At 65.4% G+C, this 23,786-nt stretch carries 22 protein-coding genes and 1 other RNA gene; 13 read left to right on the forward strand and 10 right to left on the reverse strand.

Annotated features, from left to right (window positions below; all coding sequences use genetic code 11):
* Nucleotides 1-51 precede the first annotated feature (51 nt).
* Nucleotides 52-579 carry a peptide deformylase gene (gene def / locus AC1VNY_RS38100; RefSeq protein ID WP_038385628.1) on the reverse strand — a complete coding sequence of 176 codons (528 nt, stop codon included), beginning with the start codon at nt 577-579 and terminating at the stop codon, nt 52-54.
* 170 nt (nt 580-749) lie between these two features.
* On the opposite strand from def, the gene AC1VNY_RS38105 reads away from it, so the two are divergent.
* The 3 genes from AC1VNY_RS38105 to AC1VNY_RS38115 all read left to right on the forward strand — a co-directional run bounded on the left by AC1VNY_RS38105 (nt 750) and on the right by AC1VNY_RS38115 (nt 4,002).
* Entirely contained in the window at nt 750-1,958 is a 1,209-nt protein-coding gene (locus AC1VNY_RS38105) for a DNA recombination protein RmuC (protein WP_304498342.1), read from the forward strand.
* Between the two features lie 283 nt (nt 1,959-2,241).
* Entirely contained in the window at nt 2,242-2,547 is a 306-nt protein-coding gene (locus AC1VNY_RS38110) for a GIY-YIG nuclease family protein (protein WP_482409017.1), read from the forward strand.
* Nucleotides 2,548-2,625: 78 nt separating this feature from the next.
* Nucleotides 2,626-4,002, forward strand: coding sequence for an AmpG family muropeptide MFS transporter (locus tag AC1VNY_RS38115; RefSeq protein WP_482409018.1), 1,377 nt, complete (start codon nt 2,626-2,628; stop codon nt 4,000-4,002).
* A 296-nt stretch (nt 4,003-4,298) separates the two neighbouring features.
* Here the strand turns inward: AC1VNY_RS38115 and AC1VNY_RS38120 are convergent, their stop codons facing one another.
* The 5 genes from AC1VNY_RS38120 to ffs form a co-directional block, all read right to left on the reverse strand.
* Complete coding sequence (locus AC1VNY_RS38120; RefSeq protein WP_482409019.1) at nt 4,299-4,742, reverse strand: hypothetical protein; 444 nt, start codon at nt 4,740-4,742, stop codon at nt 4,299-4,301.
* A 148-nt stretch (nt 4,743-4,890) separates the two neighbouring features.
* Entirely contained in the window at nt 4,891-5,496 is a 606-nt protein-coding gene (gene recR / locus AC1VNY_RS38125) for a recombination mediator RecR (protein WP_482409020.1), read from the reverse strand.
* Entirely contained in the window at nt 5,497-5,817 is a 321-nt protein-coding gene (locus AC1VNY_RS38130; RefSeq protein ID WP_018269493.1) for a YbaB/EbfC family nucleoid-associated protein, read from the reverse strand.
* Nucleotides 5,818-5,840: 23 nt separating this feature from the next.
* Nucleotides 5,841-7,694 carry a DNA polymerase III subunit gamma/tau gene (locus tag AC1VNY_RS38135; protein ID WP_482409021.1) on the reverse strand — a complete coding sequence of 618 codons (1,854 nt, stop codon included), beginning with the start codon at nt 7,692-7,694 and terminating at the stop codon, nt 5,841-5,843.
* Nucleotides 7,695-7,806: 112 nt separating this feature from the next.
* An RNA gene (gene ffs, locus AC1VNY_RS38140) (signal recognition particle sRNA small type) lies at nt 7,807-7,903 on the reverse strand.
* Between the two features lie 111 nt (nt 7,904-8,014).
* Between ffs and AC1VNY_RS38145 the strand changes: the two genes are divergently transcribed.
* From AC1VNY_RS38145 to AC1VNY_RS38170, 6 genes are all read left to right on the forward strand, one after another.
* Nucleotides 8,015-8,434, forward strand: coding sequence for an HIT domain-containing protein (locus AC1VNY_RS38145; protein ID WP_028344138.1), 420 nt, complete (start codon nt 8,015-8,017; stop codon nt 8,432-8,434).
* Nucleotides 8,435-8,440: 6 nt separating this feature from the next.
* A complete protein-coding gene (gene nudC, locus AC1VNY_RS38150) occupies nt 8,441-9,391 on the forward strand; it encodes an NAD(+) diphosphatase (RefSeq protein WP_304498337.1) in 951 nt (316 codons plus the stop codon).
* A 78-nt stretch (nt 9,392-9,469) separates the two neighbouring features.
* The gene (locus AC1VNY_RS38155) at nt 9,470-10,417 is read left to right on the forward strand and encodes a sugar kinase (protein WP_482409022.1); all 948 of its coding nucleotides are present in this window, start codon (nt 9,470-9,472) and stop codon (nt 10,415-10,417) included.
* Nucleotides 10,418-10,493: 76 nt separating this feature from the next.
* Nucleotides 10,494-10,994 carry an Lrp/AsnC family transcriptional regulator gene (locus AC1VNY_RS38160; protein WP_016848075.1) on the forward strand — a complete coding sequence of 167 codons (501 nt, stop codon included), beginning with the start codon at nt 10,494-10,496 and terminating at the stop codon, nt 10,992-10,994.
* A gap of 160 nt (nt 10,995-11,154) precedes the next feature.
* Nucleotides 11,155-11,466, forward strand: coding sequence for a hypothetical protein (locus tag AC1VNY_RS38165; RefSeq protein ID WP_482409023.1), 312 nt, complete (start codon nt 11,155-11,157; stop codon nt 11,464-11,466).
* Complete coding sequence (locus tag AC1VNY_RS38170; protein WP_482409024.1) at nt 11,447-12,913, forward strand: methyl-accepting chemotaxis protein; 1,467 nt, start codon at nt 11,447-11,449, stop codon at nt 12,911-12,913. The genes AC1VNY_RS38165 and AC1VNY_RS38170 overlap by 20 nt, the downstream gene beginning before the upstream one ends.
* 113 nt (nt 12,914-13,026) lie before the next feature.
* Here AC1VNY_RS38170 and AC1VNY_RS38175 read toward each other — a convergent pair whose 3' ends face one another.
* The 4 genes from AC1VNY_RS38175 to hrpB form a co-directional block, all read right to left on the reverse strand.
* Nucleotides 13,027-14,526, reverse strand: a complete 1,500-nt coding sequence (locus AC1VNY_RS38175) for a phosphomannomutase/phosphoglucomutase (protein ID WP_482409025.1) — start codon at nt 14,524-14,526, stop codon at nt 13,027-13,029.
* A gap of 356 nt (nt 14,527-14,882) precedes the next feature.
* Nucleotides 14,883-15,395: a TIGR02281 family clan AA aspartic protease gene (locus AC1VNY_RS38180; RefSeq protein WP_482409026.1), complete on the reverse strand. Its 513-nt coding sequence runs from the start codon at nt 15,393-15,395 to the stop codon at nt 14,883-14,885.
* A 189-nt stretch (nt 15,396-15,584) separates the two neighbouring features.
* Nucleotides 15,585-17,036 carry an NCS1 family nucleobase:cation symporter-1 gene (locus tag AC1VNY_RS38185; protein ID WP_482409027.1) on the reverse strand — a complete coding sequence of 484 codons (1,452 nt, stop codon included), beginning with the start codon at nt 17,034-17,036 and terminating at the stop codon, nt 15,585-15,587.
* A 294-nt stretch (nt 17,037-17,330) separates the two neighbouring features.
* Nucleotides 17,331-19,799, reverse strand: a complete 2,469-nt coding sequence (gene hrpB / locus AC1VNY_RS38190) for an ATP-dependent helicase HrpB (RefSeq protein WP_482409028.1) — start codon at nt 19,797-19,799, stop codon at nt 17,331-17,333.
* A gap of 227 nt (nt 19,800-20,026) precedes the next feature.
* On the opposite strand from hrpB, the gene AC1VNY_RS38195 reads away from it, so the two are divergent.
* The 4 genes from AC1VNY_RS38195 to AC1VNY_RS38210 all read left to right on the forward strand — a co-directional run bounded on the left by AC1VNY_RS38195 (nt 20,027) and on the right by AC1VNY_RS38210 (nt 23,715).
* Nucleotides 20,027-21,094, forward strand: a complete 1,068-nt coding sequence (locus AC1VNY_RS38195; protein ID WP_482409029.1) for an acyltransferase family protein — start codon at nt 20,027-20,029, stop codon at nt 21,092-21,094.
* 246 nt (nt 21,095-21,340) lie between these two features.
* Nucleotides 21,341-21,952, forward strand: a complete 612-nt coding sequence (locus tag AC1VNY_RS38200) for a sigma-70 family RNA polymerase sigma factor (RefSeq protein WP_016848063.1) — start codon at nt 21,341-21,343, stop codon at nt 21,950-21,952.
* A gap of 411 nt (nt 21,953-22,363) precedes the next feature.
* The gene (locus AC1VNY_RS38205) at nt 22,364-23,119 is read left to right on the forward strand and encodes a cytochrome c biogenesis CcdA family protein (protein WP_482409030.1); all 756 of its coding nucleotides are present in this window, start codon (nt 22,364-22,366) and stop codon (nt 23,117-23,119) included.
* 17 nt (nt 23,120-23,136) lie between these two features.
* The gene (locus AC1VNY_RS38210; RefSeq protein ID WP_482409031.1) at nt 23,137-23,715 is read left to right on the forward strand and encodes a thioredoxin family protein; all 579 of its coding nucleotides are present in this window, start codon (nt 23,137-23,139) and stop codon (nt 23,713-23,715) included.
* Nucleotides 23,716-23,786 lie beyond the last annotated feature (71 nt).

The raw sequence follows: 23,786 nt of genomic DNA on the forward strand, positions 1-23,786 counted from the left end.
CCCCAACCCTCCCCCGCAAGCGGGAGAGGGAGTCGAGTGCCGATGGCGATCCTACTCCGCCGCGCGCTTGGCGGCCTTCTCGAATTTCTTGAACACGCGGTCGCGCTTCAGTTTCGACAGGTAATCCACGAACAGCACGCCGTTGAGATGATCGATTTCGTGCTGGATGCAGGTGGCGTAGAGCCCCTCCGCATCCTCCTCATGCACCGTGCCGTCGAGATCGGTGAATCGCACGCGCACCCGCGCCGGGCGCTCGACCTCCTCGTAATATTCGGGGATCGACAGGCAACCCTCTTCGTACACCGACAGCTCTTCCGAACGCGCAATGATCTCCGGATTGATGAAGACGCGCGGCTTGGCCGTGGTCTCGCCGTTCTCGTCGCGCTTGGCGAGGTCCATGGTGATCAGCCGCAGCGGCTGCGCGACCTGGATCGCCGCGAGCCCGATGCCGGGCGCGTCATACATCGTCTCGAGCATGTCGTCGGCCAGCTTGCGGATCTCCGGCGTCACCTTCTCGATCGGTTTCGACACCAGCCGCAACTGCTTGTCCGGCAGGATGATAATTTCTCTTAATGCCATGGCGGCGATTTAAGCTGCTGACTTCATGGGGTCAATGCGCTCAGGAACCCGTTAGGACAACGTTAACCACGTTTCTTCACCCCGCATTAACCCGGAAAATCAGGAATGCATTTGCCATAAGCGTTCCCTCTTCGTTCGCGTCGGGCCGCGAATCGGCTACAACTGCCGGCATGAACGAGATTCTCCTCACGATTGGCGACCTTCCGGTCCGTGTCTCCGACGCATTGATCGGCCTTGGGGCGCTGGCGCTGATCCTGCTGCTCGCCATTGCGGTGGTGATCGCACGCGCCAGCCGGCGCGGCGCGGAACTCGCGATGGCCCAGGCCATCCGCGCCGACGAGCTGGAGGAGCGGCTCGCCGACATGCTGCGGGCCCAGAGCGAATCCTCCGGACGCGTGGACGCGATGACGCAGGCGCTGGCCGGCCGCCAGGCGGAGATGGCCCGGGCCGTCAACGAGCGGCTGGATTCGGTGACCCACCGGGTCGGCCAGTCGATGGAGCAATCGACCCGCAACACGATGGATTCACTGCGCGTGCTGCACGAGCGGCTCGGCATCATCGACCACGCGCACAAGAACCTCAACGAGCTCACCACCCAGGTGACGACGCTGCGCGACGTGCTCGCCAACAAGCAATCCCGCGGCGCCTTCGGCCAGGCGCGGATGGAGGCGATCGTCCAGGACGGCATGCCGAAGGGCTCGTTCGAGTTCCAGTACACGCTGACGTCGGGCAAGCGGCCGGACTGCGTCGTGTTCCTGCCCGACCAGCGTCCGCTCTGCATCGACGCGAAATTCCCGCTCGAGGCCATGACCGCACTGCACGATGCGCGCAGCGACGAGGAGCGCAAATTCGCCAGCCAGCGGCTGCGCGCCGACGTGCTGAAGCATGTCAGCGACATCGCGGAGAAGTACCTGATCCCGGGCGAGACCCAGGACACCGCGCTGATGTTCGTGCCGTCGGAATCGGTCTATGCCGAGATCCATGACGGCTTCGACGACGTGATCCAGAAGGCCTATCGCGCCCGCGTCGTGCTGGTGTCGCCGTCGCTCTTGATGCTGGCGATCCAGGTGATGCAGCAGATTCTGAAGGACGCCCGCATCCGCGACGCCGCCGACCAGATCCGCAACGAGGTGATGCATCTCGGCGACGACCTCGGCCGCCTGCGCGAGCGCGTGCTCAAGCTGCAGACTCATTTCGGCCAGGTGAACGAGGACGTCAGGCAGATCCTGATCTCCGCCGACAAGATCGAGAAACGCGCCGGCCGCATCGAGGAACTCGACTTCAGCAAGTCCGAGACCCCGATCGAGGTCCCCCGCTTCGTCAAGCCCAGCACCTCCGACCTGTTCCCCGCCCCGCGCAAGCTGCAGGCGGGGGAGTGATTGTTGTTTCTAGAAGTTGTCCGGCGTGCGCCACCCAATCGATGTCATCGCCCGACTTTATCCCGAAATTGCCGCAGGTGGCGGATGGGCCTCTGGGATACTGGATCGCCCGGTCCATGTGCGCAATTGCGCACAGGCCGGGCGATGACAGTCTTTTTGGGGCTGATTCTGGCAACAACTTCTCTATGACCGCACCTAGTGATGTTGCTGACCACAGATCCACCACTTAATCAGCTGTCATCGCCCGGCTTGACCGGGCGATCCAGTATCCCAGAGGCGGCAGATGGGGGCACGCAGCTACTACGTCTACATCCTCGCCAGCCATATCGGCGGCACGCTTTACATCGGTGTGACAAATGACCTCATTCGTCGCGTCGGCCAGCACAAGTTGAAGTTGGTCGAAGGCTTCACGGAAAAGTACGATGTCGTAAGGCTGGTCTATTTCGAGCAGTTCGATGATCCTGAGAACGCGATCCGACGCGAGAAGGGGCTGAAGAAATGGCGACGCGCTTGGAAGATTTCCCTAATCGAAAAAGACAATCCGGACTGGATCGATCTTTACCCGGAAATTGCCGCAGGTGGCGGATAGACCTCTGGGATACTGGATCGCCCGGTCAAGCCGGGCGATGACAGTCTTTTTGGGGCCGAATCTGGTAACACCTCATCTATGACAGCCCCTGAAGCGACGTCGGACGCGTCTGCAAAGCCGGAGCCAAAGCCCGCCGCCACCTCCTGGCGCGACAGTTTTGCGGTGTATCTGCAGCCGCGGGTGCTGATCGTGCTGCTGCTGGGCTTCTCCTCGGGGCTGCCGCTGGCGCTGTCGGGCTCGACGCTGCAGGTCTGGATGAAGGAGGCCGGGGTCGATCTCGGCACCATCGGGCTGCTGGCGCTGATCGGCACGCCCTACACGCTGAAGTTCCTCTGGGCGCCGCTGGTCGACGCGCTGCATGTACCGCTGTTCACGCAGATGTTCGGCCGCCGCCGCGGCTGGCTGCTGTTCTCACAGTTGCTCTTGATCGTGGCGATCCTGGTGCTGGCGATGGCCGACCCGGCGCGCTCGCCGTGGTTCGCGGCATTCGCCGCGCTGCTGGTCGCCACCGCGTCGTCGACGCAGGACATCGTGGTCGACGCCTTCCGAGTCGAAAGCCTGCCTGAAAGCGAGCAGGCCGCCGGCATGGCGTCCTATGTCGCGGCCTACCGCGTCGGCATGCTGGTCTCGACCGCCGGCGCGCTGTTCATCGTCAGCGGCTTCGAGTCCGCCGGCCTCGCGCGTCCGTCGGCGTGGATGTGGGGCTATGTGGTGATGGCCGCGCTGGTCGTGATCGGCATCGTCACCGCGCTGGCTGCGACCGAGCCGGCGCAATCGAAGGGCGCGGAGGCGGCCACGCACGCACAGAACGCCGCGGAACGCGTGTTGCACGCGGCGCTCGGGGCGTTCTCCGAGTTCCTGAGCCGCAAGAATGCCTTCGCCGCGCTCGCCTTTGTCGTGCTGTTCAAGTTCACCGACGCGTTTTCGGGCACCATGACCGCGCCGTTCGTGATCGACATCGGCTTCTCCAAGGTCGATTACGCGGCGATCGTGAAGGGCGTCGGCCTCGCCGCGACCCTGATTGGCGGCTTTGCCGGCGGCTTCGTGGCGCGGCGCTATTCGCTCGCGACCAGCCTGTGGATCGGCGGCGTGCTGCAGGCGATCGCCAATCTCTCATTCTCCTGGCTCGCGCATGTCGGCGTCGATCAATGGGCGCTCGCGCTGGCGATCACTGCGGAGAACTTCACCAGCGCGATCGGCACCGTGATCTTCGTGGCCTATTTGTCGGCGCTGTGCCGCAATCCGCTGCACACCGCGACCCAGTACGCGCTGCTGACGGCGCTCGCCGCGGTCGGCCGCACCTATCTGTCATCGGGCGCCGGCTATGTCGCCAAGGCCGTCGGCTGGCAAATGTTCTTCGTGATCTGCGTGCTGGTCGCGATCCCGAGCCTGATCCTGCTCGCCTGGCTGCAGCGGCGCGGGCATTTCGACGAGCTGGGGCCGGTCAGGGTCTAGCTCAGCCGCCGTAGCCCGGATGAAGCGAAGCGCAATCCGGGGAAGTTTCTCAGCTTGCACGACCGTCCCGGATTTCGCTTCGCTCCATCCGGGCTACGGATCGGCCGCACGATTCCTGTCTCTCAAACCTCCCCTTGAAAAGGGGAGGTCGCTTTGCTCGCCAGAGCAAAGCGGGTGGGGATCTTGTCTCTCCACACGCAGCGTCGCTCGCGGCGGACCCCCATCCCAACCTTCCCCCTTGCAGGGGGAAGGCGAAGAAACGTCGCTGCGGCCCATCCGGGCTACAAAGCACGACCTTACTTCGCCACCACGCTCCACTTGGTGACGATGGCTTCGCTCATCTCGCCGGCATCCTTGGCGCAGGCGACCTCGTCGACCTTCACCGAGATTTCCTTGCCGGAGAGGCCTTTGAGCAGCGCGGCCTGGGCATCGTTGGTTGGAACGAGCTGGAAGGTTTCCGGCCCGGTCTCGAGATTGCAGAGACCGTTCGGCGGCGGCAGGCGGCGCGGCTCGCTGGTGATCTGGTAGGTCGCGACGCGCTTGCCGCGGTTCTTCGCGTCGCGCACCTTCATGACGCCGAGTTCGCCCGACAGCACGTCGCCGGCGTGGATCATCTTGCCGGGCTTCCGCGGCGCGTCGGCCTGCTGTGCGATGGCGCAAGGCGCGGCGAACGTTGCCGCCAAAAGCGCAAAGCCCAAACGTACGCCGAACAAGCGTACGCCGAATCGGTGTGCCGTCATTGTCAGTGGTTCCGTATCTTGATTCGTCAGAGCGTGAATGACCGTCCCCGAATCGGCATCCACCCTACCATTTTGTTTCGGTGCGATCTTTTCGGATTGTGACCGATCGCTTGGCGCCCGACGCCGTGCTCGGCGCCGGCATCGCGCGCTAGAACAGCGTCCGCTGCCGCATGGCTGCAGATAGCGTACCTTCATCGAGGTAATCAAGCTCTCCGCCGACCGGCACGCCATGCGCCAGCCGCGTCACCCGCACATTGGCCTCCGACAACAGGTCGGTGATGTAATGCGCGGTGGTCTGGCCGTCGACCGTCGCATTGAGCGCCAGGATGATCTCGCTGACCTCGGGCGCATGCGCGCGCGCCACCAGCTGATCGATGGTGAGATCCTGCGGACCGACGCCGTCGAGCGGCGACAGTGTCGCGCCGAGCACGTGATAGCGGCCATTGGTCGCATTGGCGCGTTCCAGCGCCCAGAGATCGGCGACGTCGGCGACCACGACGATGATCGAGGGATCGCGGCGCGGATCGGTGCACACCGTGCAGGGGTTTTGTGTATCGATGTTTCCGCAGGTCTTGCAGACCTGGATCTTGTCGATCGCGACCTGCAGCGCCGCGGTCAGCGGCGTCATCAGGACTTCGCGCTTCTTGATCAGATGCAGCGCCGCGCGCCGCGCCGAACGGGGCCCGAGGCCCGGCAGCCGCGCCAGCAACTGGATCAGGCGTTCAATCTCGGGGCCGGCAACGCTTGCAGCCATTTAAGTCGGACCAAATCCCGGCGGCAGGCCGAGCCCGCCGGTGAGCGCCATCATCTTCTCCTGCATCGCGGTCTCGGCCTTGCGGCGGGCATCGCCATGCGCGGTGACCAGGAGATCCTCGAGCACCTCGCGTTCCTCCGGCTTCATCAGCGACGGATCGATCTTGATGCCCTTCACTTCCATCTTCGCGGTCATGCGCACCGCGACCAAGCCGCCGCCGGAGATGCCTTCGACCTCGACATTGCCGAGTTGCTCCTGCATCTCCTGCATCTTGGATTGCAGCTGCGCTGCCTGCTTCATCATGCCGAGAAAATCAGCCATGCCTGCGTTCCTATCGCCAAATATCAATCGTCGTCGCTGTCGGAAGTTTCAATCGGATCTTCGCCGGTGGCATCCGAAACCGGAACCTCGGCGGCAAGGCGGCGGACCTCGACCACCTTGGTGCCGGGGAAGCGCGCCAGCACCTCCTGCACGCGCGGATCGGCTTCCGCAGTGCGCTGATGCTCGCTGCGCGCCAATTCGTTCTGCGACCGCACGGTGGGCTGGCCGGCCTCGTTGGAGATGATCACGGTCCAGCGCCGCCCGGTCCATAGTTCGAGCTTGCGCGACAGATCGGTGACGAGCGCGCGCTGCGCCTTCGGCTCGAGGGCGATCTCGAGCTGGCCGTCCTCGATGCGCACCAGCCGCACATCGGCCTCCAGCGCACTCTTCATCATGATGTCGCGCTTCTCGCCGGCGAGCGCGATCAGCTGCGGAAAGCTTGATATCCGGAGCGCCGGCGCGGCATCGGCGGCCGGCGCAGCCATCTGCGGGCGCGCGGCGAAATCGGCGCGCGGCGCGGCCTGCGGCGCGCGCACCGGCGCGGATGACATCGCAGGCATTGCCGAGGATGGTGTGCCGCGCGACGGTTGCGAGGCGGCGGATCCCGACGTCGCCGGCGCAGCGCCGCCGCCATTCTGCTCGATCATCCGGATCGCCTCATCCGGCGTCGGCAGATCGGCGACATAGGCGATCCGCACCAGCACCATCTCGGCGGCAGCGGCCGGGCGCGTCGCGGTCTGCACCTCGGCGATGCCCTTGAGCAGCATCTGCCACATCCGCGACAGCACCCGCATCGACAGCTTGGCGGCGAATTCACGCGCCCGCACCCGCTCGGTCTCGCCGAACGCGACATTGTCTGCCGTCCCCGGCACGACCTTCACGCGGGTGACGAAATTGACGAACTCGGCAAGGTCGGAGAGCACCACGACCGGATCGGCGCCGACGTCATATTGCGCGCGGAATTCGGCGAAGGCGCCGGCGAGATCGCCGCGCGCCAGCGAATCGAACAGATCGATCACGCGGGTGCGGTCGGCGAGGCCGAGCATCTGCCTGACCGCGTCGGCCTTCACATTGCCCGCGGCATGCGCGATCGCCTGGTCGAACAGCGACAGCGAGTCGCGCACTGATCCCTCGGCCGCGCGCGCGATGATGCCGAGCGCCTCGGGCTCGACCTCGACGCCTTCCTTGGTCGCGATATTGCCGAGATGCTTCATCAGCACGTCGGCTTCGACGCGGCGCAGGTCGAAGCGCTGGCAGCGCGACAGCACCGTGATCGGAACCTTGCGGATTTCGGTGGTGGCGAACACGAACTTGGCGTGCTCCGGCGGCTCCTCCAGCGTCTTCAGGAAGGCGTTGAACGCCGCCGTCGACAGCATGTGGACTTCGTCGATGATGTAGACCTTGTAGCGCGCGCTGGCCGGCGCGTAGCGCACGCTGTCATTGATCTGGCGGACATCGTCGACGCCGGTGTGGGAGGCGGCGTCCATCTCCAGCACGTCCATGTGCCGGCTTTCCATGATCGCCTGGCAGTGGATGCCGAGGTCGGGCATGTGGATGGTCGGCCCGTTCACCGAGCCGTCCGGCTTGGCGTAGTTCAGCGCGCGGGCGAGGATGCGGGCGGTGGTGGTCTTGCCGACCCCGCGGACGCCGGTGAGGATCCAGGCCTGCGGAATCCGCCCGGTCTCGAACGCGTTCGAGACGGTGCGCACCATGGCCTCCTGGCCGATCAGATCCTCGAAGCTGGAGGGGCGGTATTTGCGGGCGAGAACGCGGTAGGGCTTGGCGGCGTCGGGCGCGGCGCCGAGATCGAAACCGCCGTCAAGGCTTGCTTTGCCTGCGCCATCGGACGGTTGGGAGGGGTCGCCAGCGTCATTCATGCATCGATCCGCAACTTGGGAATTGTCTCTTCGGCCGGCGTGCGGATAGGAGCCGAAATCGAGCGCCGGGCGCGGAGACCGCCATTCCAGCGCGATTCGCTCGGAAAAACAGGTAGGAGACTGACGAGCGACCCGATCCGGACCTCGTTAGGGCTGCTTCCTTCCGGACCTGACCCGGTTGGCGAGTGGCTCGTCCACCGCCAATCTCCCGGTCCCTATTTGGGGCCAAAACCGCCGGAAAGCAAGCGGCCTGACCCGGCTTTGTAAGGCTGGCTTTGTGGGACTTGTCTGGGAACACGGAAAGGCATTATTTGCCCGTCATGCCCGCCTCCAATTGGTCGCTGCATTCGCAGCTCAAGAAAGACACCATCGACATCGGCGACCTGCCGCTGTGCAAGGTGCTCGTCATCAAGGATGCGCATTATCCGTGGCTGCTGCTGGTGCCGCGGCGCGACGGCGCGGTCGAGATCATCGACCTCGACGAGGTCGCGCAGGCGCAGCTGATGACGGAAATCACCCGCGTCTCGCGGGCCCTGAAAGAGGTTACCAAGTGCGACAAGCTGAATGTCGCCGCGCTCGGCAACCTCGTCCCGCAGCTCCACGTCCATGTCATCGCGCGCCGCACCAGCGACGCTGCATGGCCGCGTCCCGTTTGGGGCGTGATGCCGCCGCTGGCGCATGACGCCGAGGAAGTGCAGAATTTCATCAGCGCGCTTCGCCGCAAGATCTGGTTGGGTTGATATTCAATGTCTGCATTCGATTCCTTTCCGCTCGGCCAGCCGGCCTTTGTCACCCACGTGCTGGACCGCGCCGCGCATCTGCGCACCAACGACGAAAAACTGTTCGCGCTGGAAGGCCACCGCGAAGCTAGAGCCTATGTGATCTATCGCGACTCGCTGGTCGTGAAGCAGGAGGACGGCGGGGCCCGCGCCCTGCTCTCTCTGGAGGAAGCCCGCAGCTACGGCGCCAATCCCGGCACGATCTTTCTCGGGCTGCGCGACGCCGCGCCGATCTTCGGCATGGGGATCGCGCCGCAGGCGGCCGAGAAGCTGGTCGGACGCGCCGACGTCGCGATCACCGAATTGCGCGGCATGGCGATGCAGGGCGTGGTGCCGCCCGAGCAGCTCTCGGCCATCGCGATGGCGAAATCGATGGTAACCTGGCATCAGCGCCACGGCTTCTGTGCGAACTGCGGCACCCGCACGGCGATGAAGGACGGCGGCTGGAAGCGCGAATGCCCGAGCTGCAAGGCCGAGCACTTTCCGCGCACCGACCCGGTCGTGATCATGCTGGTCACCTACGGCGACAAGGTGCTGCTGGGACGGCAGAAGCAGTTCATGCCCGGCATGTATTCCTGCCTCGCCGGCTTCGTGGAAGCCGCCGAGACCATCGAGGACGCCGTGCGGCGCGAGATTTTCGAGGAGTCCGGCATCCGCTGCACCGACGTCAATTACTACATGACGCAGCCCTGGCCCTATCCGTCATCGCTGATGATCGGCTGCACCGCGCGCGCGACCAACGAGGACATCGTGGTCGACCGCACCGAGCTGGAGGATGCGCGCTGGTTCGACCATGCCGAGGCGTCGCTGATGCTGAAGCGCCAGCATCCCGACGGGCTCGCCGGCCCGCATCCGTTCGCGATTGCCCATCATCTGCTCGGCCGCTGGGTGCATCACCAGAACCCGTTGGACAAATAGCGGGAACCGGACATCGTTCTGCCGATTAAAGCTGGACACAGTTCTGGCAGTAACGGAACCATTGCGACGGATCCCCGCATGAATTTTCAGAACGGCGCCCCGAAAGTCCCGCCCCGCATCCTCTGCATCGGCCTGCCGGTGCGCGACCTGACCTTTCGGGTCAGCGTCCCGGCGCGCGGCTCCAAGGAGAACGCGACGCATTTCGACGAGATCTGCGGCGGCAATGCGCTGAACGCCGCCATCGGCATCGTCCGGCTGGGCGGGCGCGCTTCGATCTGCGGACCGATGGGCGATTCGCAGGAGACCTCGAGCCGCTACATCTTCGACAAGCTCGCCCAGGAAGGCATCGAGACCAATCATCTCATCCACATGCCGAACCTGGTCACCCCGATCTCGGCGATCATGATCGACGACAGCGGCGAGCGCACCATCGTCACCTTCCGCGATCCGGAGCTCTGGAAGGTCAAGCTGCCGCCGACCGAGCTCTTGCTGGAGGATTGCGCGGCGATCCTGACCGAGAGCCGCTGCGCGCCGTTCTGCACCGAGCTTTGCGCCGAGGCGGTCAAACGCGGCATTCCGGTGGTGGTCGACGTCGACCGCGCGATGTCGATGCGGGAGGGATTGCTCACCGCCTCCTCCCATCTGGTGTTCTCCAGCGAGCCGCTGCAGGAGACCGCCGACGTCACCGACGACGGCCAGGCGCTGCACAAGCTCGCCAAGCTCACCCCGTCCTTCCTGGCCGGCACCCGCGGGCCGATGGGCACGATCTGGCTCAACGAGGAAGGCGAGCTCGAGGAGACCCCGGCCTTCCCGGTCCATACCGTCGACACGCTCGGGGCCGGCGACGTCTTCCACGGGGCATTCGCCCTCGCCATCACCGAGAAGCAGCCGCTGCGCGACGCGCTGCGCTTCGCCTCCGCCGCTGCAGCGCTGAAATGCACCCGCTTCGGGGGTGCTTATGCCGCACCGCAACGTACTGAAGTTGAAGAGTTTTTGGGTCAGCACGCCGACGCCAAGCCGGCCTGAGCCGCCACGAATCGCTTGATTTGGAAGATTCTTCTCTATATGAGGGATATTGAACCTTCATATGGAACTTTCTTCTATGACCGATGTCGCCATTCAGCTTCATGACAACAGCCGCCGCCTCGACGCGATCGATCGCAAGATTCTGACCGTGTTGCAGGAGGATGCGTCGCTCTCCGTCGCCGAGATCGGCGACCGGGTCGGACTGTCGTCGACGCCGTGCTGGAAGCGCATCCAGCGCCTGGAGGCCGACGGCGTGATCCTGCGCCGCGTGGCGCTGGTCGACCAGAACAAGATCGGGCTCGGGATTTCCGTGTTCGTCTCGGTCGAGAGCGCCGACCATTCGGAAGCCTGGCTGCGCAAGTTCGCCGACGCGGTCAGCGCCATGCCCGAGGTGATGGAGTTCTACCGGATGGCCGGTGATGTCGACTACATGCTGCGCGTCGTGGTCGCTGACATGCAGGCCTACGACGTGTTCTACAAGAAGCTGATCAGTGCCGTGCCGCTGAAGAACGTCACCTCGCGCTTCGCGATGGAGAAGATCAAGTCGGTGACGGCGCTGCCGGTGCCCGCGGCGTAAGCGCCGCCGCACACCCCGCACGAGACGTCGATACGCTCCCAGGTAGTTCGCCTGTTCGGCATTTACCTGAAGTTAGCGGCGGCAGCGGTATTCTGCTGCGATGGAGCCGGGGGAGATCATCCCAGCGAAACGACCGCCTGCCTGGCTGGGCGCGGCTGCATTGCTGATTGCGAGCTGGATCGCGGTCGCAGTGCTGTCGCTAAAGGTGCGGGCGGGCAGCGACGTGGTGGCCGTGGCCTTTCCGCCATGGTGGCGCGCCGAGCGCGCGCTGATCGCCGCCGCATCCGCCGATGCGTCGATCGTTCGGATGACCGCGATCCCGGCCCTGCTGGTGGTGCGGCCTGACCCAAATGGCGGGCTGAGCCGGCTGTACGAGGCCGGCGCCTTGCTGACCATGGATCCGCAGGCGATCGCCGGCTGCTTCGGGGCGGATGACGATCTGGGGGCTGGGGATGACCTTCGAAGGCGATGACATGGCCGCCCTGCGCGAGACGGCCAGCAAGATCCTGCTCGTGGTGCTCTGGCTGCACGTTCCGATCGCAGTCATCGTCGGCATGACGCTGCACACCGACTGGCTGATGCCGGCCGGCTTCATGGTCGCGATGGCGCTGGCTGCGACATTGTCGTGGCGCATCTCGGGGAACGGCGTTTCAACGCGCCTGATCGTTGCCGTGGCCCTGATGGCCGGCGTGTCGATGCTGGTCTACCAGTTCGCCGGCCACCGCTGGCAGGTCGACATGCACATGTACTTCTTCGCCGCGCTGGCGTGCCTCGTCGCCTATTGCGACTATCGGCCGATCGTCGCCGGCACTGCGGCGGTTGCCCTGCATCACCTGACGCTGAATTTCATCCTGCCGGCCGCGATCTATCCCGGCGGCGCCGATTTCGGTCGCGTCGTTCTCCACGCCGTGATCCTGCTGATCGAGGCCGGCGTGTTGATCTGGCTCGCGCACACGCTTGCCGAACTGTTCGAGAGAGCGGCGCAAAAGGCGGCGGAGGCCGAGGCCGCCAGTGCCGCCGAAGCGCGCGCCAACGCCGAGCGCATCGAGGCCGAACGAGCCAAAAAAGATCGCGATGCCGCGCGGCGCGAGCTCGCCGCCGGCTTCGAGCGCAAGATCGGCGAGGTCGTCGAGGCCGTCGCGGTGGCGGCGAGCGCGATGCAGGGCCTGTCGACAACGATGAACGGCAGCAACGCCGAAACCATTCGCCAGGCCACGGCCGCCGCCTCCGCATCGACGCTGGCGTCGAGCAATGTTGAAACCGTGGCGTCCGCGACCGAGGAGCTGACGGCCTCGATCAACAGCATCGCCGAGCAGGTGACGCGCTCGGCGCGCATCGCCGCCAAAGCCGCCGACGAGGCACGCCGCACCAACAGCGTCGTCGAAGGCCTTGCCGCCGGCACGCAGAAGATCGGCGAGGTGGTGACGTTGATCCAGAGTATCGCCAGCCAGACCAATCTGCTCGCCCTGAACGCAACCATCGAAGCGGCGCGCGCCGGCGAGCATGGCCGCGGATTCGCCGTGGTCGCGAGCGAGGTCAAGGCACTGGCCAACCAGACCGCCAGGGCGACCGAGGAGATTTCGGCCCAGATCCAGGATATCCAGAGCGCGACGGGTGCTGCCGTCAGCGCGATCGGGACCATCGGAGCCACGATCGCGGAAATCGACCACGTCTCGGGCGAGATCGCGGCCGCCGTCAATCAGCAGGGCGCGGCGACCCGCGAGATCTCCAGCAATTTGCAGCAGGCCGCCGATCGCACGCGGGACGTCAACAAGGGCATCCTCAACGTCAACCGCGCCTCCGAACAGGCCGGCAGCGCGACCGCACAGCTGCTCGATGCGGCGAACGGCCTGTCGTCGCAATCGGAATGGCTGAAGACCGAACTCGACCGCTTCCTGGCCTCGCTGCGGGCGGCGTGAGCACCATCTCCTGAGCTGTCATCGCCCGGCTTGACCGGGCGATCCAGTACGCCGCGGCCTCTCGGCTCAATCACCGCGGGTGATGACACCATTCTTCGCAGCGAGCACCCAGCTCAAATCTTCTGATTGTACTCACCGACCTCGGGATGCGTGCGCAGCACGGCATCCATCGCCTCGAACATGTCGTGCATGCGCCGCTCGCTGACCGGGCTTTCCACCACGACCACGAGCTCCGGCTTGTTCGAAGATGCGCGCACCAGGCCCCAGCTGCCGTCCTCGACCGTGACGCGCACGCCGTTGACGGTGACGAGGTCGCGGATGTTCTGGCCCGCGACCTTCCCGCCGTTCTGCTGCAACGCCTCGAAGTGCTTCACGACGGCGTCGACGACGCCGTACTTCGCCTCGTCGGCGCAATGCGGCGACATGGTCGGCGACGACCAGGTCTTCGGCAGCGCGTCCTTCAGGTCGGCCATCGACCTGCCGGGCGCGCGATCGAGCATTTCGCAGATCGCGATCGCCGACACCAGGCCGTCGTCATAACCCCGACCGAACGGCTTGTTGAAGAAGAAGTGGCCCGACTTCTCGAAACCGGCGAGCGCGCCAAGCTCATTGGTGCGCCGCTTCATGTAGGAATGTCCGGTCTTCCAGTAGACCGTCTTCGCACCCTGCTTCTGCAGCACGGGGTCGGTCACGAACAGCCCGGTCGACTTCACGTCGACGACGAACTGCGCGTTGGCGTTGATCGCCGACATGTCGCGCGCCAGCATGACGCCGACCTTGTCGGCGAAGATCTCCTCGCCGGTGTTGTCGACCACGCCGCAGCGGTCGCCGTCGCCGTCGAAGCCGAGGCCGACATCGGCCTTGTGCGCCAGCACCGCGTCGCGGATCGCGTGCAGCATCTCCATGTCTTCCGGATTCGGATTGTATTTCGGGAAGGTGTGATCGAGCTCGGTGTCGAGCGGGATCACATCGCAACCGATCGCCTCCAGCACCTGCGGCGCGAACGCGCCCGCGGTGCCGTTGCCGCAGGCCGCGACGACCTTCAGCCTGCGCTTCAGCTTCGGCCGGCTGGTGAGGTCGGCGATGTAGCGCGCCGGATAATTCTCGTGGAATTGATAGGAGCCGCCGGCCTTGTTGTTGAATTCGGCGTTGAGCACGATTGCCTTCAGCCGCGACATCTCGTCGGGACCGAAGGTGAGCGGACGGTTGGCGCCCATCTTGACGCCGGTCCAGCCATTGTCGTTGTGCGAGGCGGTGACCATGGCGACGCAGGGCACGTCGAGATCGAACTGCGCGAAGTAGGCCATCGGCGTCACCGCGAGCCCGATGTCGTGCACCTTGCAGCCCGCCGCCATCAGGCCCGAGATCAGCGCGTATTTGATCGAGGCGGAATAGCCGCGAAAATCGTGGCCGGTGACGATCTCTTGGCGGACGCCGAGCTCCGCGATCAGCGCGCCGAGCCCCATGCCCAGCGCCTGCACGCCCATCAGGTTGATTTCCTTGTTGAACAGCCAGCGCGCGTCGTACTCGCGAAACCCGGTCGGCTTCACCATCGGCTCGGATTCGAAGGCATAGGTGTTCGGGACCAGCGCGGATTTCGGCTTGGGAAACATGGGTCGGCCTTATGGTCGTATGCAGAAAGACATCGTCGCAGCCTTTAGCGAATGCGCGGGCCGGGCGAAAGCAGAGACTGGGGCTGGTGACCAACAATTACGGCAGAAATGGCGGCAACTATCCCGCGAGTTGAACGCCGGATCGCGCCGGCCTTCCCAGCATTACGGTGACAGATTCGAGCCCGCGATCTCCGCAATCGTCGTCCCGGCGAAGGCCGGGACCCATACGCCGCAGCGGGTGTTGGGTTCGGGACCCGTCGTTCCGGCGTTGCTCACCAAAGACGGTCTGTGGTTATGGATCCCGGCCTTCGCCGGGACGACAGCGAGTGTGTCGCACGCTATCCCGTGAGGATGACTTATTGCTCCAGCAACAATTTGCCGTTGGCGTATTCGAAGCGCTTCAGCTTCGACAGGAAGGACAGGCCGAGCAGGTTTTCCGACAGCGCCTCGTCCGGCAGCACCAGGGCGTCGACGTCGCGCACGGTGAGGCCGCCGATCTCGATCATGGCGATGCGGGCGCGTGCGGCCTTGATGGTGCCGTTCGCAGTGGTAACGCGCGAGGTGTAATCGCCCGGCACCGGACGCAGGCCGAAGCGCGCGGCCGAGGCCTCGTTCAGCGCAACCACCGAGGCGCCGGTGTCGACCATGAAGTTGATGCGCTGGCCGTCGATCCGGCCGTCGGTCGCGAAATGACCGCGAGGATCGGGCGCAATGCTGAACGTGCGGGCGCTGGCCTGCGCCACCGTGACGGCTGGGGCGACGGTCTGCCTTGTGGTGGTCGCGGCGGCGGGCGACATCTTGCTGGCCATCTGAGCCATGAAGGTGCCCAGCCCGATCAGGATTGCCGCGAAAATCATCAGGTTACGCATGACACCATACTCGGAAAACCGAACACGCAATTTCACCACGCCGCCCGCCTCGCCGCGAGCGAGGGTGGCGGCACGAGCCTGCCATTTTGGCGAAAAGGATGAGCGAAGCGTTAATGCGAGCCCAGAGAAGCGGCCGAATGACATCGGCCGCCTGCCCGGGCAGCAATTTGCCGTCCTTCAGGCCGTCTTTCAGGCCGTCCTGGCGACCGGGCTCGGCATCGTAACGCGCAGCGCGTAATAGACCGCGCCGGCGATTCCGACACCGAAGAACCAGCCATAGACCGCCCACCACGACGGCAGGATCGAGGTGAAGTTCGGCAGCACCGACGAGAACAGCGCGCCGAGGCCGGCGGCGATCAGCGCGCTGACGTTCCAGCCGTTCTGGAAGCGATATTCGCCGTTCTCCTGATACAGCGCCGGCACGTTCACACGGCCTTTGGCGATCAGATAATAGTCGACCATCATGACGCCGAAGATCGGCCCCATGGTCGCGCCGATCAGCCCGACAAACGAGGCGGCGCTGCCCTCCCAGGGCGCGAACGGATAAAGCGCGAGCGCGATCAGCGCCGCGATATAGCCGCCCTTCTTGAAGTCGATGTGCCGCGGAAACACGTTGGAGAAATCGAACGCCGGCGAGACGAAATTGGCGACCACGTTGATGCCGAGCGTCGCCACCGCGAAGGTCACCGCGGCGAGCAGCGCCAGGAACCAGCTGTCGAACTTGGCCGAAATCTGGTCGGGATGCAGCAGCACCTCGTGATAGACGTTGAACGCCGCGATCGTGGTAACGCCGGCAACCAGCGAGAACAGGATCAGATTGACCGGCAGGCCCCAGATATTGCCCTTGCGCAGCGCGTTGACGTCGGGAGCGTAACGCGAGAAGTCGCAGAAGTTGAGATAGAGCGCGGCGAAATAGGTGATCCAGGTCGCGGCGACGGCGCAGAGCGCCGGGAACGAGCCGGGCACGCCGGGCACGCCGGCCTCCTTGGTCTTCTCCAGCAGCACGTCCTGCGGGATCGGCGCGGTGAGCGAGATGCCGCCGGCCGCGATGCAGAGATAGATCGCAAGGATCAGCATCATCAACCATACCGCAGGACCCGCCCAGTCCTGGAAGCGCCGCACCGTTTCCATGCCGCGCTGGATGATCAGCAGTTGCAGCGCCCAGATCACGACGAAGCAGATCACCTCGAGCGTGGAATGGCCGAGCATATGGCTCGACTGATGAAACGCCTTGAAGCTGTCGATGCGGGTGAGCAGCGCTACGATCGCGCCCGAGGCCGCCGCGGTCTGCGCGCCGTACCAGAAGCAAGCCACGACAGCGCGGACCAGCGCCGGAATATTAGCGCCCCAAACCCCGAACGAGGCGCGCGCCAGCACCGGATAGGGCACGCCGGTCCTCACGCCGGCATTGCCGATCAGGCTCATCAGCACGAAGATCACCAGCGAGCCGGCGCCGATCGCGATGATGAAGTTGACGAAGCTGCCGCAGAGCAGGAACAGGCTAGCGGCGAGATAATAGCCCCAGAGGCTGTGGACGTCGGAGGTCCAGACGTTGAAGATGCTGAAGGCGCCCCAGTTGCGTTCCCTGGCCGGCGCCAGATCTTCGTTGTACAGCGACGGCGATGCGTTCTTGATCTCCACGGTGGCCTCCCCAAGTGCGAGCCCGTGATCCCATCCCAGCGCGCAAATCTAACCACCGTTTGCCGGCGCTCGCCAGCGCAACCGATCAAGCATGATCGGGAAAAGACAGACTCGGTGTCGTCCCGGCGAAGGCCGGGACCCATACACCGCGGCCGGTGTTGTGGAGGGGACTCGTCGCTCCAACACCGCGCAACAAGAGACATTTGTGGTTATGGGTCCCGGCCTTCGCCGGGACGAAGAATGAGAGAAATGTGACCTTCGGGCGCAACAAGCGCTGCGCGGTTGCGCAGAGAGTCAAGTGCCGCGCGGTTTCACGCGCCTGGTCGGCATCGCGCTGGCGGGATCTTCCGGCCAGGGATGGCGCGGATAGCGGCCGCGCAGGTCGGAACGGACGGCAGCGTAGCTGCCGCGCCAGAAACCGGGCAGATCGCGCGTCACCTGTACCGGCCGCTGTGCCGGCGACAGCAGTTCCAGCACCAGCGGCACCGCGCCCTTGGCAATCGAGGGATGGGTGTTGAGCCCGAACAGCTCCTGCAGCCGCACCGCGATGGTCGGGCCCTGCTCGGCCTCGTAATCGATCGCGAGCTGCGTTCCGGTCGGCGCCTCGAAATGGGTCGGCGCCTCGCGATCGAGCCGCGCGCGCAACTCCCACGGCAGCAGCGCCATCAGCGCGTCTGACAGGTCGCCGGCGGACAGGTCCTTCAGCGCGGTCTTGTCGTAGAGCGCCGGCACCAGCCAGTCGTCGGCACGCACGGCGAGCGCTGCGTCCGACAGATCGGGCCAGCTCTCGTCCTCCGCCTTGCGCAGGAACATGACGCGGTCGCGCCATTGCTTGGAGTGCTTCGACCACGGCAACCGGTCGAGCCCGGCGGCGATCAGGCCGTCGGCGAAGACGCGCGCGGTCTCGGCCGACGGCGACAGCGGCATCGGCGCCTCCGACAGCGTGATCGCGTGCAGCGAACGCCGGCGGCGGGCGCGCAGCGCCATCGCACCGCGGTCGAACGTCACCTCTTCCACGTTCTCGATCTGGTCGGCGAAGCGCTGCTCGATCTCCTCCTGGGTGATCGGCGCCGCCAGCAGGATGCGGCCGCTCGCGGCCGTGCCGGTCAGTTCGGCAACCGCGATATAAGGCAGCCGCGCCAGCGCCGCGGTCTGCTCGACGGCGGCGCCGCGGCCATTGGCCAGCACGAAGCTGCCATTGCCGCGGTTCCTGGCGACGCGATCCGGGAATGCGAAGGCCAGCATGACGCCGGTGGAGAGATCCCTCGTTTCGCCGACCGCCGCCTTCACCTGCGCGGCCCAGCGCGCCGCCATGCTGCGGGCGCTCGATGCGCGCTGCGAACGGTCGCGGCGGAACTGGTCGAGCCGGACGTCGAGATCGACACTGTCGCCGCCGAGCCCGCGCTCGGTCAGAACCGCGGCGATCTCGGCCGCCTCCTCGCCCATACCGAAGCGGGCGGAATCCACGATCATGCGCGCCAGCCGCGGCGGCAGCGCCAGCGCGCGCAGGCTCTGTCCTTCTTCTGTAATGCGGCCATCGCCGTCGAGCGCCCCGAGCTCTGACAGCAGTGATTTGGCCTCCTTCAGCGCCGGCCCCGGTGGCGAATCGAGGAAGGCAAGGCCCGCGGGATCGCTGACGCCCCATTGCGCGAGATCGAGCACCAGCGAGGACAGATCGGCGGAGAGGATCTCGGGCGCGGTGTAGGCCGGCAGCGACGCGGTCTGCGGCTCGTCCCAGAGCCGGTAGCAGACGCCGGGCTCGATACGGCCGGCACGGCCGCGCCGCTGGTCGACCGCCGCGCGCGAGGCCCGTACGGTCTCGAGCCGCGTCAATGCAATGTCAGGCTCGTAGCGCGGCACCCGCGCCAGGCCGGAATCCACCACAATGCGCACGCCCTCGATGGTCAGCGAGGTCTCGGCGATCGAGGTCGCCAGCACCACCTTGCGGGTGCCCTTCGGCGCCGGCGCGATGGCGCGATCCTGCACGGCGGCATCGAGCGCGCCGAACAGTGGCACGATCTCGACCGCGGCGTCGTGCACGCGCTCGGCCAAAAATGTCTGGGTGCGGCGGATCTCGGCGGCGCCCGGCAGGAAGGCGAGCACCGAGCCGGCATCGGCGCGCAGCGCGGCCGCGATCGTCTCGGCCATCTGCCGCTCCAGCGGCGCGTCGACCTTGCGGCCGACGTAACGGGTCTCGACCGGAAAGGCGCGCCCCTCGCTTTCGACCACCGGCGCGTCGCCGAGCAGTTTTCCGACGCGTGCGCCGTCGAGCGTTGCCGACATCACGAGGATCCGCAGGTCCTCGCGCAGGCCGGTCTGCGCGTCGCGCGCCAGCGCCAGCCCGAGATCGGCATCGAGCGAGCGCTCGTGGAATTCGTCGAACAGCACCGCGGCGACGCCGTTGAGCTCGGGATCGTCGAGGATCCGGCGCGAGAAGATGCCTTCGGTGACGACCTCGATCCGCGTCGCGCGCGACACCTTCGAGCCGAAGCGTACGCGATAGCCGACGGTCTCGCCGGCACGCTCGCCGAGCGTCTTCGCCATCCGCTCGGCGCTGGCGCGCGCGGCGATGCGGCGCGGCTCCAGCACGATGATCTTCTTGCCCCTCGCCCAGGGTGCATCGAGCAACGCGAGCGGCACGCGCGTGGTCTTGCCGGCGCCCGGCGGCGCCACCAGCACTGCGGCGTTGTGACGATCGAGCGTGCGGTCGAGCTCATCGAGCACGGCGTCGATCGGCAGCGGACTATCGAATTGGCGCGGCAAGGATTCTCATCACCGCAGCGGCGCTCGGGCCGGGCTGCGTCCCATGGTTAACAAACCGTCTCGGATTCCTCTTGGATTCTTTTGGGTTCTTGGGCCTCTTAGACCATTCGCCGGCTACGGGAAACCCGCGAAAAGGTCCGGTTCGATGGCACATCGCTTGTATCAATAAAGGAGAAAGCAACCGATCGGGCCGATGATAGGCCCGATCACGCCGGAACAGGACAAAGATGACCACGAACGGCACAGCCGCTGCGACAGATCGTTCCGCCCCACGCGCGGGCGGACGCGTCGATTGGGTCGACTATGCCAAGGGCATCTGCATCATCATGGTCGTGATGATGCATTCGGTGCTGGGGGTCGAGAAGGCCGCCGAGCAGACCGGCTTCATGCATTATGTCGTGATGTTCGCGAAGCCGTTCCGGATGCCGGACTTCTTCCTGATCTCGGGCCTGTTCCTGTCGGTCGTGATCGATCGCGACTGGCGCACCTATCTCGACCGCAAGGTGATGCACTTCGCCTATTTCTACGTGCTCTGGGTGACGATCCAGTTCGGCTTCAAGGCGCCGTCGCTGGCCGCCGAGACCGGCTGGGCCCAGGTTGGGCTGCAATACCTCGAGTCCTTCATCGAGCCGTTCGGCACGCTGTGGTTCATCTATCTGCTGCCGATCTTCTTCGTCGTCACCAAGCTCACGCGCAATGTCCCCCCGCTCGTGATCTGGCTGATCGCGGCGCTGCTGGAAGCGGCGCATGTCGCGACCGGCTGGACCGTGATCGACGAATTCTGCTCCCGCTTCGTCTATTTCTACACGGGCTATGTCCTCGCCGATTACGTGTTCGCACTGTCGGACCGCGCGCGGGCACGGCCTGCGTTGGCCCTGCTCGGGCTTGGGCTCTGGGCGCTGATCAATGGCGGCCTGGTTGCGCTCGAGGTAAGCGAATGGCCGGTCGTCTCGCTCGCACTCGGCTTTGCCGGCGCTTGCGCGATCATCGTGACCGGCACGCTGCTGGCGCGCGCGCACTGGCTTGGCTTGCTGCGCTTCTGCGGCGAGCATTCGATCGTGATCTATCTCGCCTTCTTCCTGCCGATGGCTGCGACACGCACCCTTCTGCTGCGCTTCGGCATCATCCACGACATCGGCCTGATCTCGCTGATCGTGACCGCGGTCGGCGTCGCCGGCTCGCTCGTGATCTGGCGGCTGGCACTGGCGGCGCGGGCCAATTTCCTGTTCGAACGGCCCGATGCGTTCTGGATTGCCCCGAAAAAGGCGGCGCCCTCGCTGCAGGCGGCCGAATAAGCCCCGACAGTGCCAGAAGTCATGACCGCCGGATTCGTTCCGAGGGCGGGAATCCGGCCGTTCGAATTTTCCACACATTGAAATTATTGGCTTTTTGATCCCGAATGTTTCGTCGTCCGGCCGGCGACGAAACAATTCTCCCGGTCACGAAACCATTTTCCGCTTTTCGCGCAGACATCCGGAAACGGGCGCTAACTAACGTTTCTCCCAACGAACCGCCGCCCAACGGCGAACTGGGAGCCTGTCATGCCGAACGTCATCGCCATCAACGCTGCAGCCACGAAGCATATCGACGCTGCCCGCGCGACCTCGGATGAAACGCTGCTCGCGCGTATCGCCAAGAATGACCGCACCTCGATGCACACGCTCTATGCCCGTCATAACGTCCGGGTCTACCGCTTCGTGCTCCGCATGGTGCGCGACACCACCATGGCCGAGGACCTGGTCAGCCAGGTGTTCCTGGACGTCTGGCGCACCGCGGCCCAGTTCGAGGGCCGTTCGCAGGTCTCGACCTGGCTGCTCTCGATCGCCCGCTTCAAGGCGCTGACCGCGCTGCGCCAGCGCAAGCATGAGGACATCGACCAGGACGACGTGCTGGAGATCGCCGACGGCGCCGACACGCCGGAGACCTCGCTCGATCGCGCCACCACCAGTGAGATCCTGCGCGCCTGCGTGGCCAAGCTGTCGCCGGCCCACCGCGAGATCATCAATCTGGTCTACTACCATGAGAAGTCGGTCGAGGAGGCCGGCGAGATCATCGGTATCCCGCAGAGCACGGTGAAGACCCGCATGTTCTATGCCCGCAAGCAGCTCGCCGACCTCCTGCGGGGCGCCGGCGTGGATAGCGTCGCCGCATAAAGGATAGCTAATTCAATATCTTAACGGGAGATCACGCGATTCGAGCAATTGTCCACGAAGCCGAAAAATTCAGGCGACGAAACAATTGAAACAATCGACGACATCACCCGGAAAAACACGATCTCTATACCCATATCCAACGACGCAACCCCAACCCCATTTCACTGAACCGGTTTCGATACTTCTTCGTTCTAACCTCCCAAGTAACCTCCAACGACCCGGCCGGGATGCCCCCCAGCCGGGTCGCTCTGTATTTGGCGCGGCGTCGTGAAGCCGAGCGCGCCTCGCCTCACACAGACGTGACGCGGGTCGCGACCGGCCCGCCGTAACGGCCAAACCCTCCCCGCGAAGAACATCAGGCGTACCCGGCACCGCCCTTTGGCGCGCCGGGACTCTGATGGACGGACGACGATGCTCAGCCTTGCCCTTGCCCTGCTTGCCGGTGTCGCCACCGTCGCCGCCCCTTGCACCCTGCCGATGCTGCCGATCCTGCTTGGGGTATCGATAGGCCAGACCGGCAAGGCGCGGCCCGCGATGATCGCGCTCGGTTTCGTGATGTCATTCTCTGCGGTGGCATTGCTGCTGAGCGCGATCACGCGCGCCTTCGATTTCGATCCGAACGTGCTGCGGACCGGCGCGGCCGTGCTGCTCGCGGGCTTCGGCCTGCTGATGATCTGGCCGGCGCCGTTCGAATGGCTGTCGATCCGGCTCACCGGCGCTGCCAAAGCGTTTTCGAGCGAAGCGGATACCGGTTCGCGTCGAGAAAACGCGTCTAAGCAAGAGGGCAATGTCGCTGAGGCTGCGCCGTCGCACAGCCTGTTCAGCGGCTTCGTGCTCGGCTCTACGCTCGGCCTGGTGTGGACGCCGTGCGCTGGACCGGTGCTCGGCTCGATCCTGACCATCGTCGCGACCTCGAAGGACACGGCGTGGGCGAGCCTGCAGCTCGTCACCTACGCGATCGGCGCCGCGATCCCGATGCTTGCGATTGCCTATGGCGGACAGGCCGTCACCACGCGCGTGCGCAGCATGGCGCGGATCGCGCCGCGCCTGCAGCAGGGCTTCGGCGTCGTGATCGTCGCATTCGCCGCGCTGTCCTACCTGCAATACGACACGCTGATCGTGGCGTGGCTGACCCAGTTCTATCCCAACGGCCAGATCGGCCTGTAAGCCCAAAGGAGATATCGATGTCCCTGCGCTTGATTGCCGTATCCACTCTGGTGGCGGGCCTTGGCCTCGGCGGCGCTGTGATCCCCGGCCTCTGCACGGAGTCAGACGCGCCGGCCCAGCCGGTGCCGCGGGCGATCGCCATGACAACCGAACAGAGCCAGACCGCGCCCGAATTCGTCGGCATCAGCAACTGGTTCAATTCGCAGCCGCTCAAGCTGGCCGACCTGCGCGGCAAGGTGGTGCTGGTGGATTTCTGGACCTATGGCTGCGTCAACTGCGTCAACACGCTGCCGCACGTCACCCAGCTCTATTCAAAGTACCGGGATCGCGGCCTCGTCGTGATCGGGGTCCACACGCCGGAATTCCCGTTCGAGCATTCGGCCTCCAACGTGCAGGCGGCGCTGAAGCGGCACGGCATCCTCTACCCGGTGGCGCAGGACAACAATTCGCAGACCTGGAACGCCTACCGCAACCAGTATTGGCCGGCGCAATACGTCATCGACCAGAACGGCAAGATCGTCTTCCAGCACGCCGGCGAGGGACAGTACGACGAGATCGACCGCACCGTCGCGCGGCTGCTCAACGCCAACAGCTAAGGCCTGATGAGATCAGGTTGAGCTGGAACGGCGTCGGAGGTTCACCTCTCCCCAACGGGGAGAGGTGAACC

The sequence above is a fragment of the Bradyrhizobium ferriligni genome, from assembly GCF_056837965.1.

What these genes read in the sequence shown, in the direction of transcription:
- def (WP_038385628.1), bottom strand. Translation starts at nt 579, where the DNA reads ATGGCATTAAGAGAAATTATCATCCTGCCGGACAAGCAGTTGCGGCTG.
- AC1VNY_RS38105 (WP_304498342.1), top strand. Translation starts at nt 750, where the DNA reads ATGAACGAGATTCTCCTCACGATTGGCGACCTTCCGGTCCGTGTCTCC.
- AC1VNY_RS38110 (WP_482409017.1), top strand. Translation starts at nt 2,242, where the DNA reads ATGGGGGCACGCAGCTACTACGTCTACATCCTCGCCAGCCATATCGGC.
- AC1VNY_RS38115 (WP_482409018.1), top strand. Translation starts at nt 2,626, where the DNA reads ATGACAGCCCCTGAAGCGACGTCGGACGCGTCTGCAAAGCCGGAGCCA.
- AC1VNY_RS38120 (WP_482409019.1), bottom strand. Translation starts at nt 4,742, where the DNA reads ATGACGGCACACCGATTCGGCGTACGCTTGTTCGGCGTACGTTTGGGC.
- recR (WP_482409020.1), bottom strand. Translation starts at nt 5,496, where the DNA reads ATGGCTGCAAGCGTTGCCGGCCCCGAGATTGAACGCCTGATCCAGTTG.
- AC1VNY_RS38130 (WP_018269493.1), bottom strand. Translation starts at nt 5,817, where the DNA reads ATGGCTGATTTTCTCGGCATGATGAAGCAGGCAGCGCAGCTGCAATCC.
- AC1VNY_RS38135 (WP_482409021.1), bottom strand. Translation starts at nt 7,694, where the DNA reads ATGAATGACGCTGGCGACCCCTCCCAACCGTCCGATGGCGCAGGCAAA.
- AC1VNY_RS38145 (WP_028344138.1), top strand. Translation starts at nt 8,015, where the DNA reads ATGCCCGCCTCCAATTGGTCGCTGCATTCGCAGCTCAAGAAAGACACC.
- nudC (WP_304498337.1), top strand. Translation starts at nt 8,441, where the DNA reads ATGTCTGCATTCGATTCCTTTCCGCTCGGCCAGCCGGCCTTTGTCACC.
- AC1VNY_RS38155 (WP_482409022.1), top strand. Translation starts at nt 9,470, where the DNA reads ATGAATTTTCAGAACGGCGCCCCGAAAGTCCCGCCCCGCATCCTCTGC.
- AC1VNY_RS38160 (WP_016848075.1), top strand. Translation starts at nt 10,494, where the DNA reads ATGACCGATGTCGCCATTCAGCTTCATGACAACAGCCGCCGCCTCGAC.
- AC1VNY_RS38170 (WP_482409024.1), top strand. Translation starts at nt 11,447, where the DNA reads ATGACCTTCGAAGGCGATGACATGGCCGCCCTGCGCGAGACGGCCAGC.
- AC1VNY_RS38175 (WP_482409025.1), bottom strand. Translation starts at nt 14,526, where the DNA reads ATGTTTCCCAAGCCGAAATCCGCGCTGGTCCCGAACACCTATGCCTTC.
- AC1VNY_RS38180 (WP_482409026.1), bottom strand. Translation starts at nt 15,395, where the DNA reads ATGCGTAACCTGATGATTTTCGCGGCAATCCTGATCGGGCTGGGCACC.
- AC1VNY_RS38195 (WP_482409029.1), top strand. Translation starts at nt 20,027, where the DNA reads ATGACCACGAACGGCACAGCCGCTGCGACAGATCGTTCCGCCCCACGC.
- AC1VNY_RS38200 (WP_016848063.1), top strand. Translation starts at nt 21,341, where the DNA reads ATGCCGAACGTCATCGCCATCAACGCTGCAGCCACGAAGCATATCGAC.
- AC1VNY_RS38205 (WP_482409030.1), top strand. Translation starts at nt 22,364, where the DNA reads ATGCTCAGCCTTGCCCTTGCCCTGCTTGCCGGTGTCGCCACCGTCGCC.
- AC1VNY_RS38210 (WP_482409031.1), top strand. Translation starts at nt 23,137, where the DNA reads ATGTCCCTGCGCTTGATTGCCGTATCCACTCTGGTGGCGGGCCTTGGC.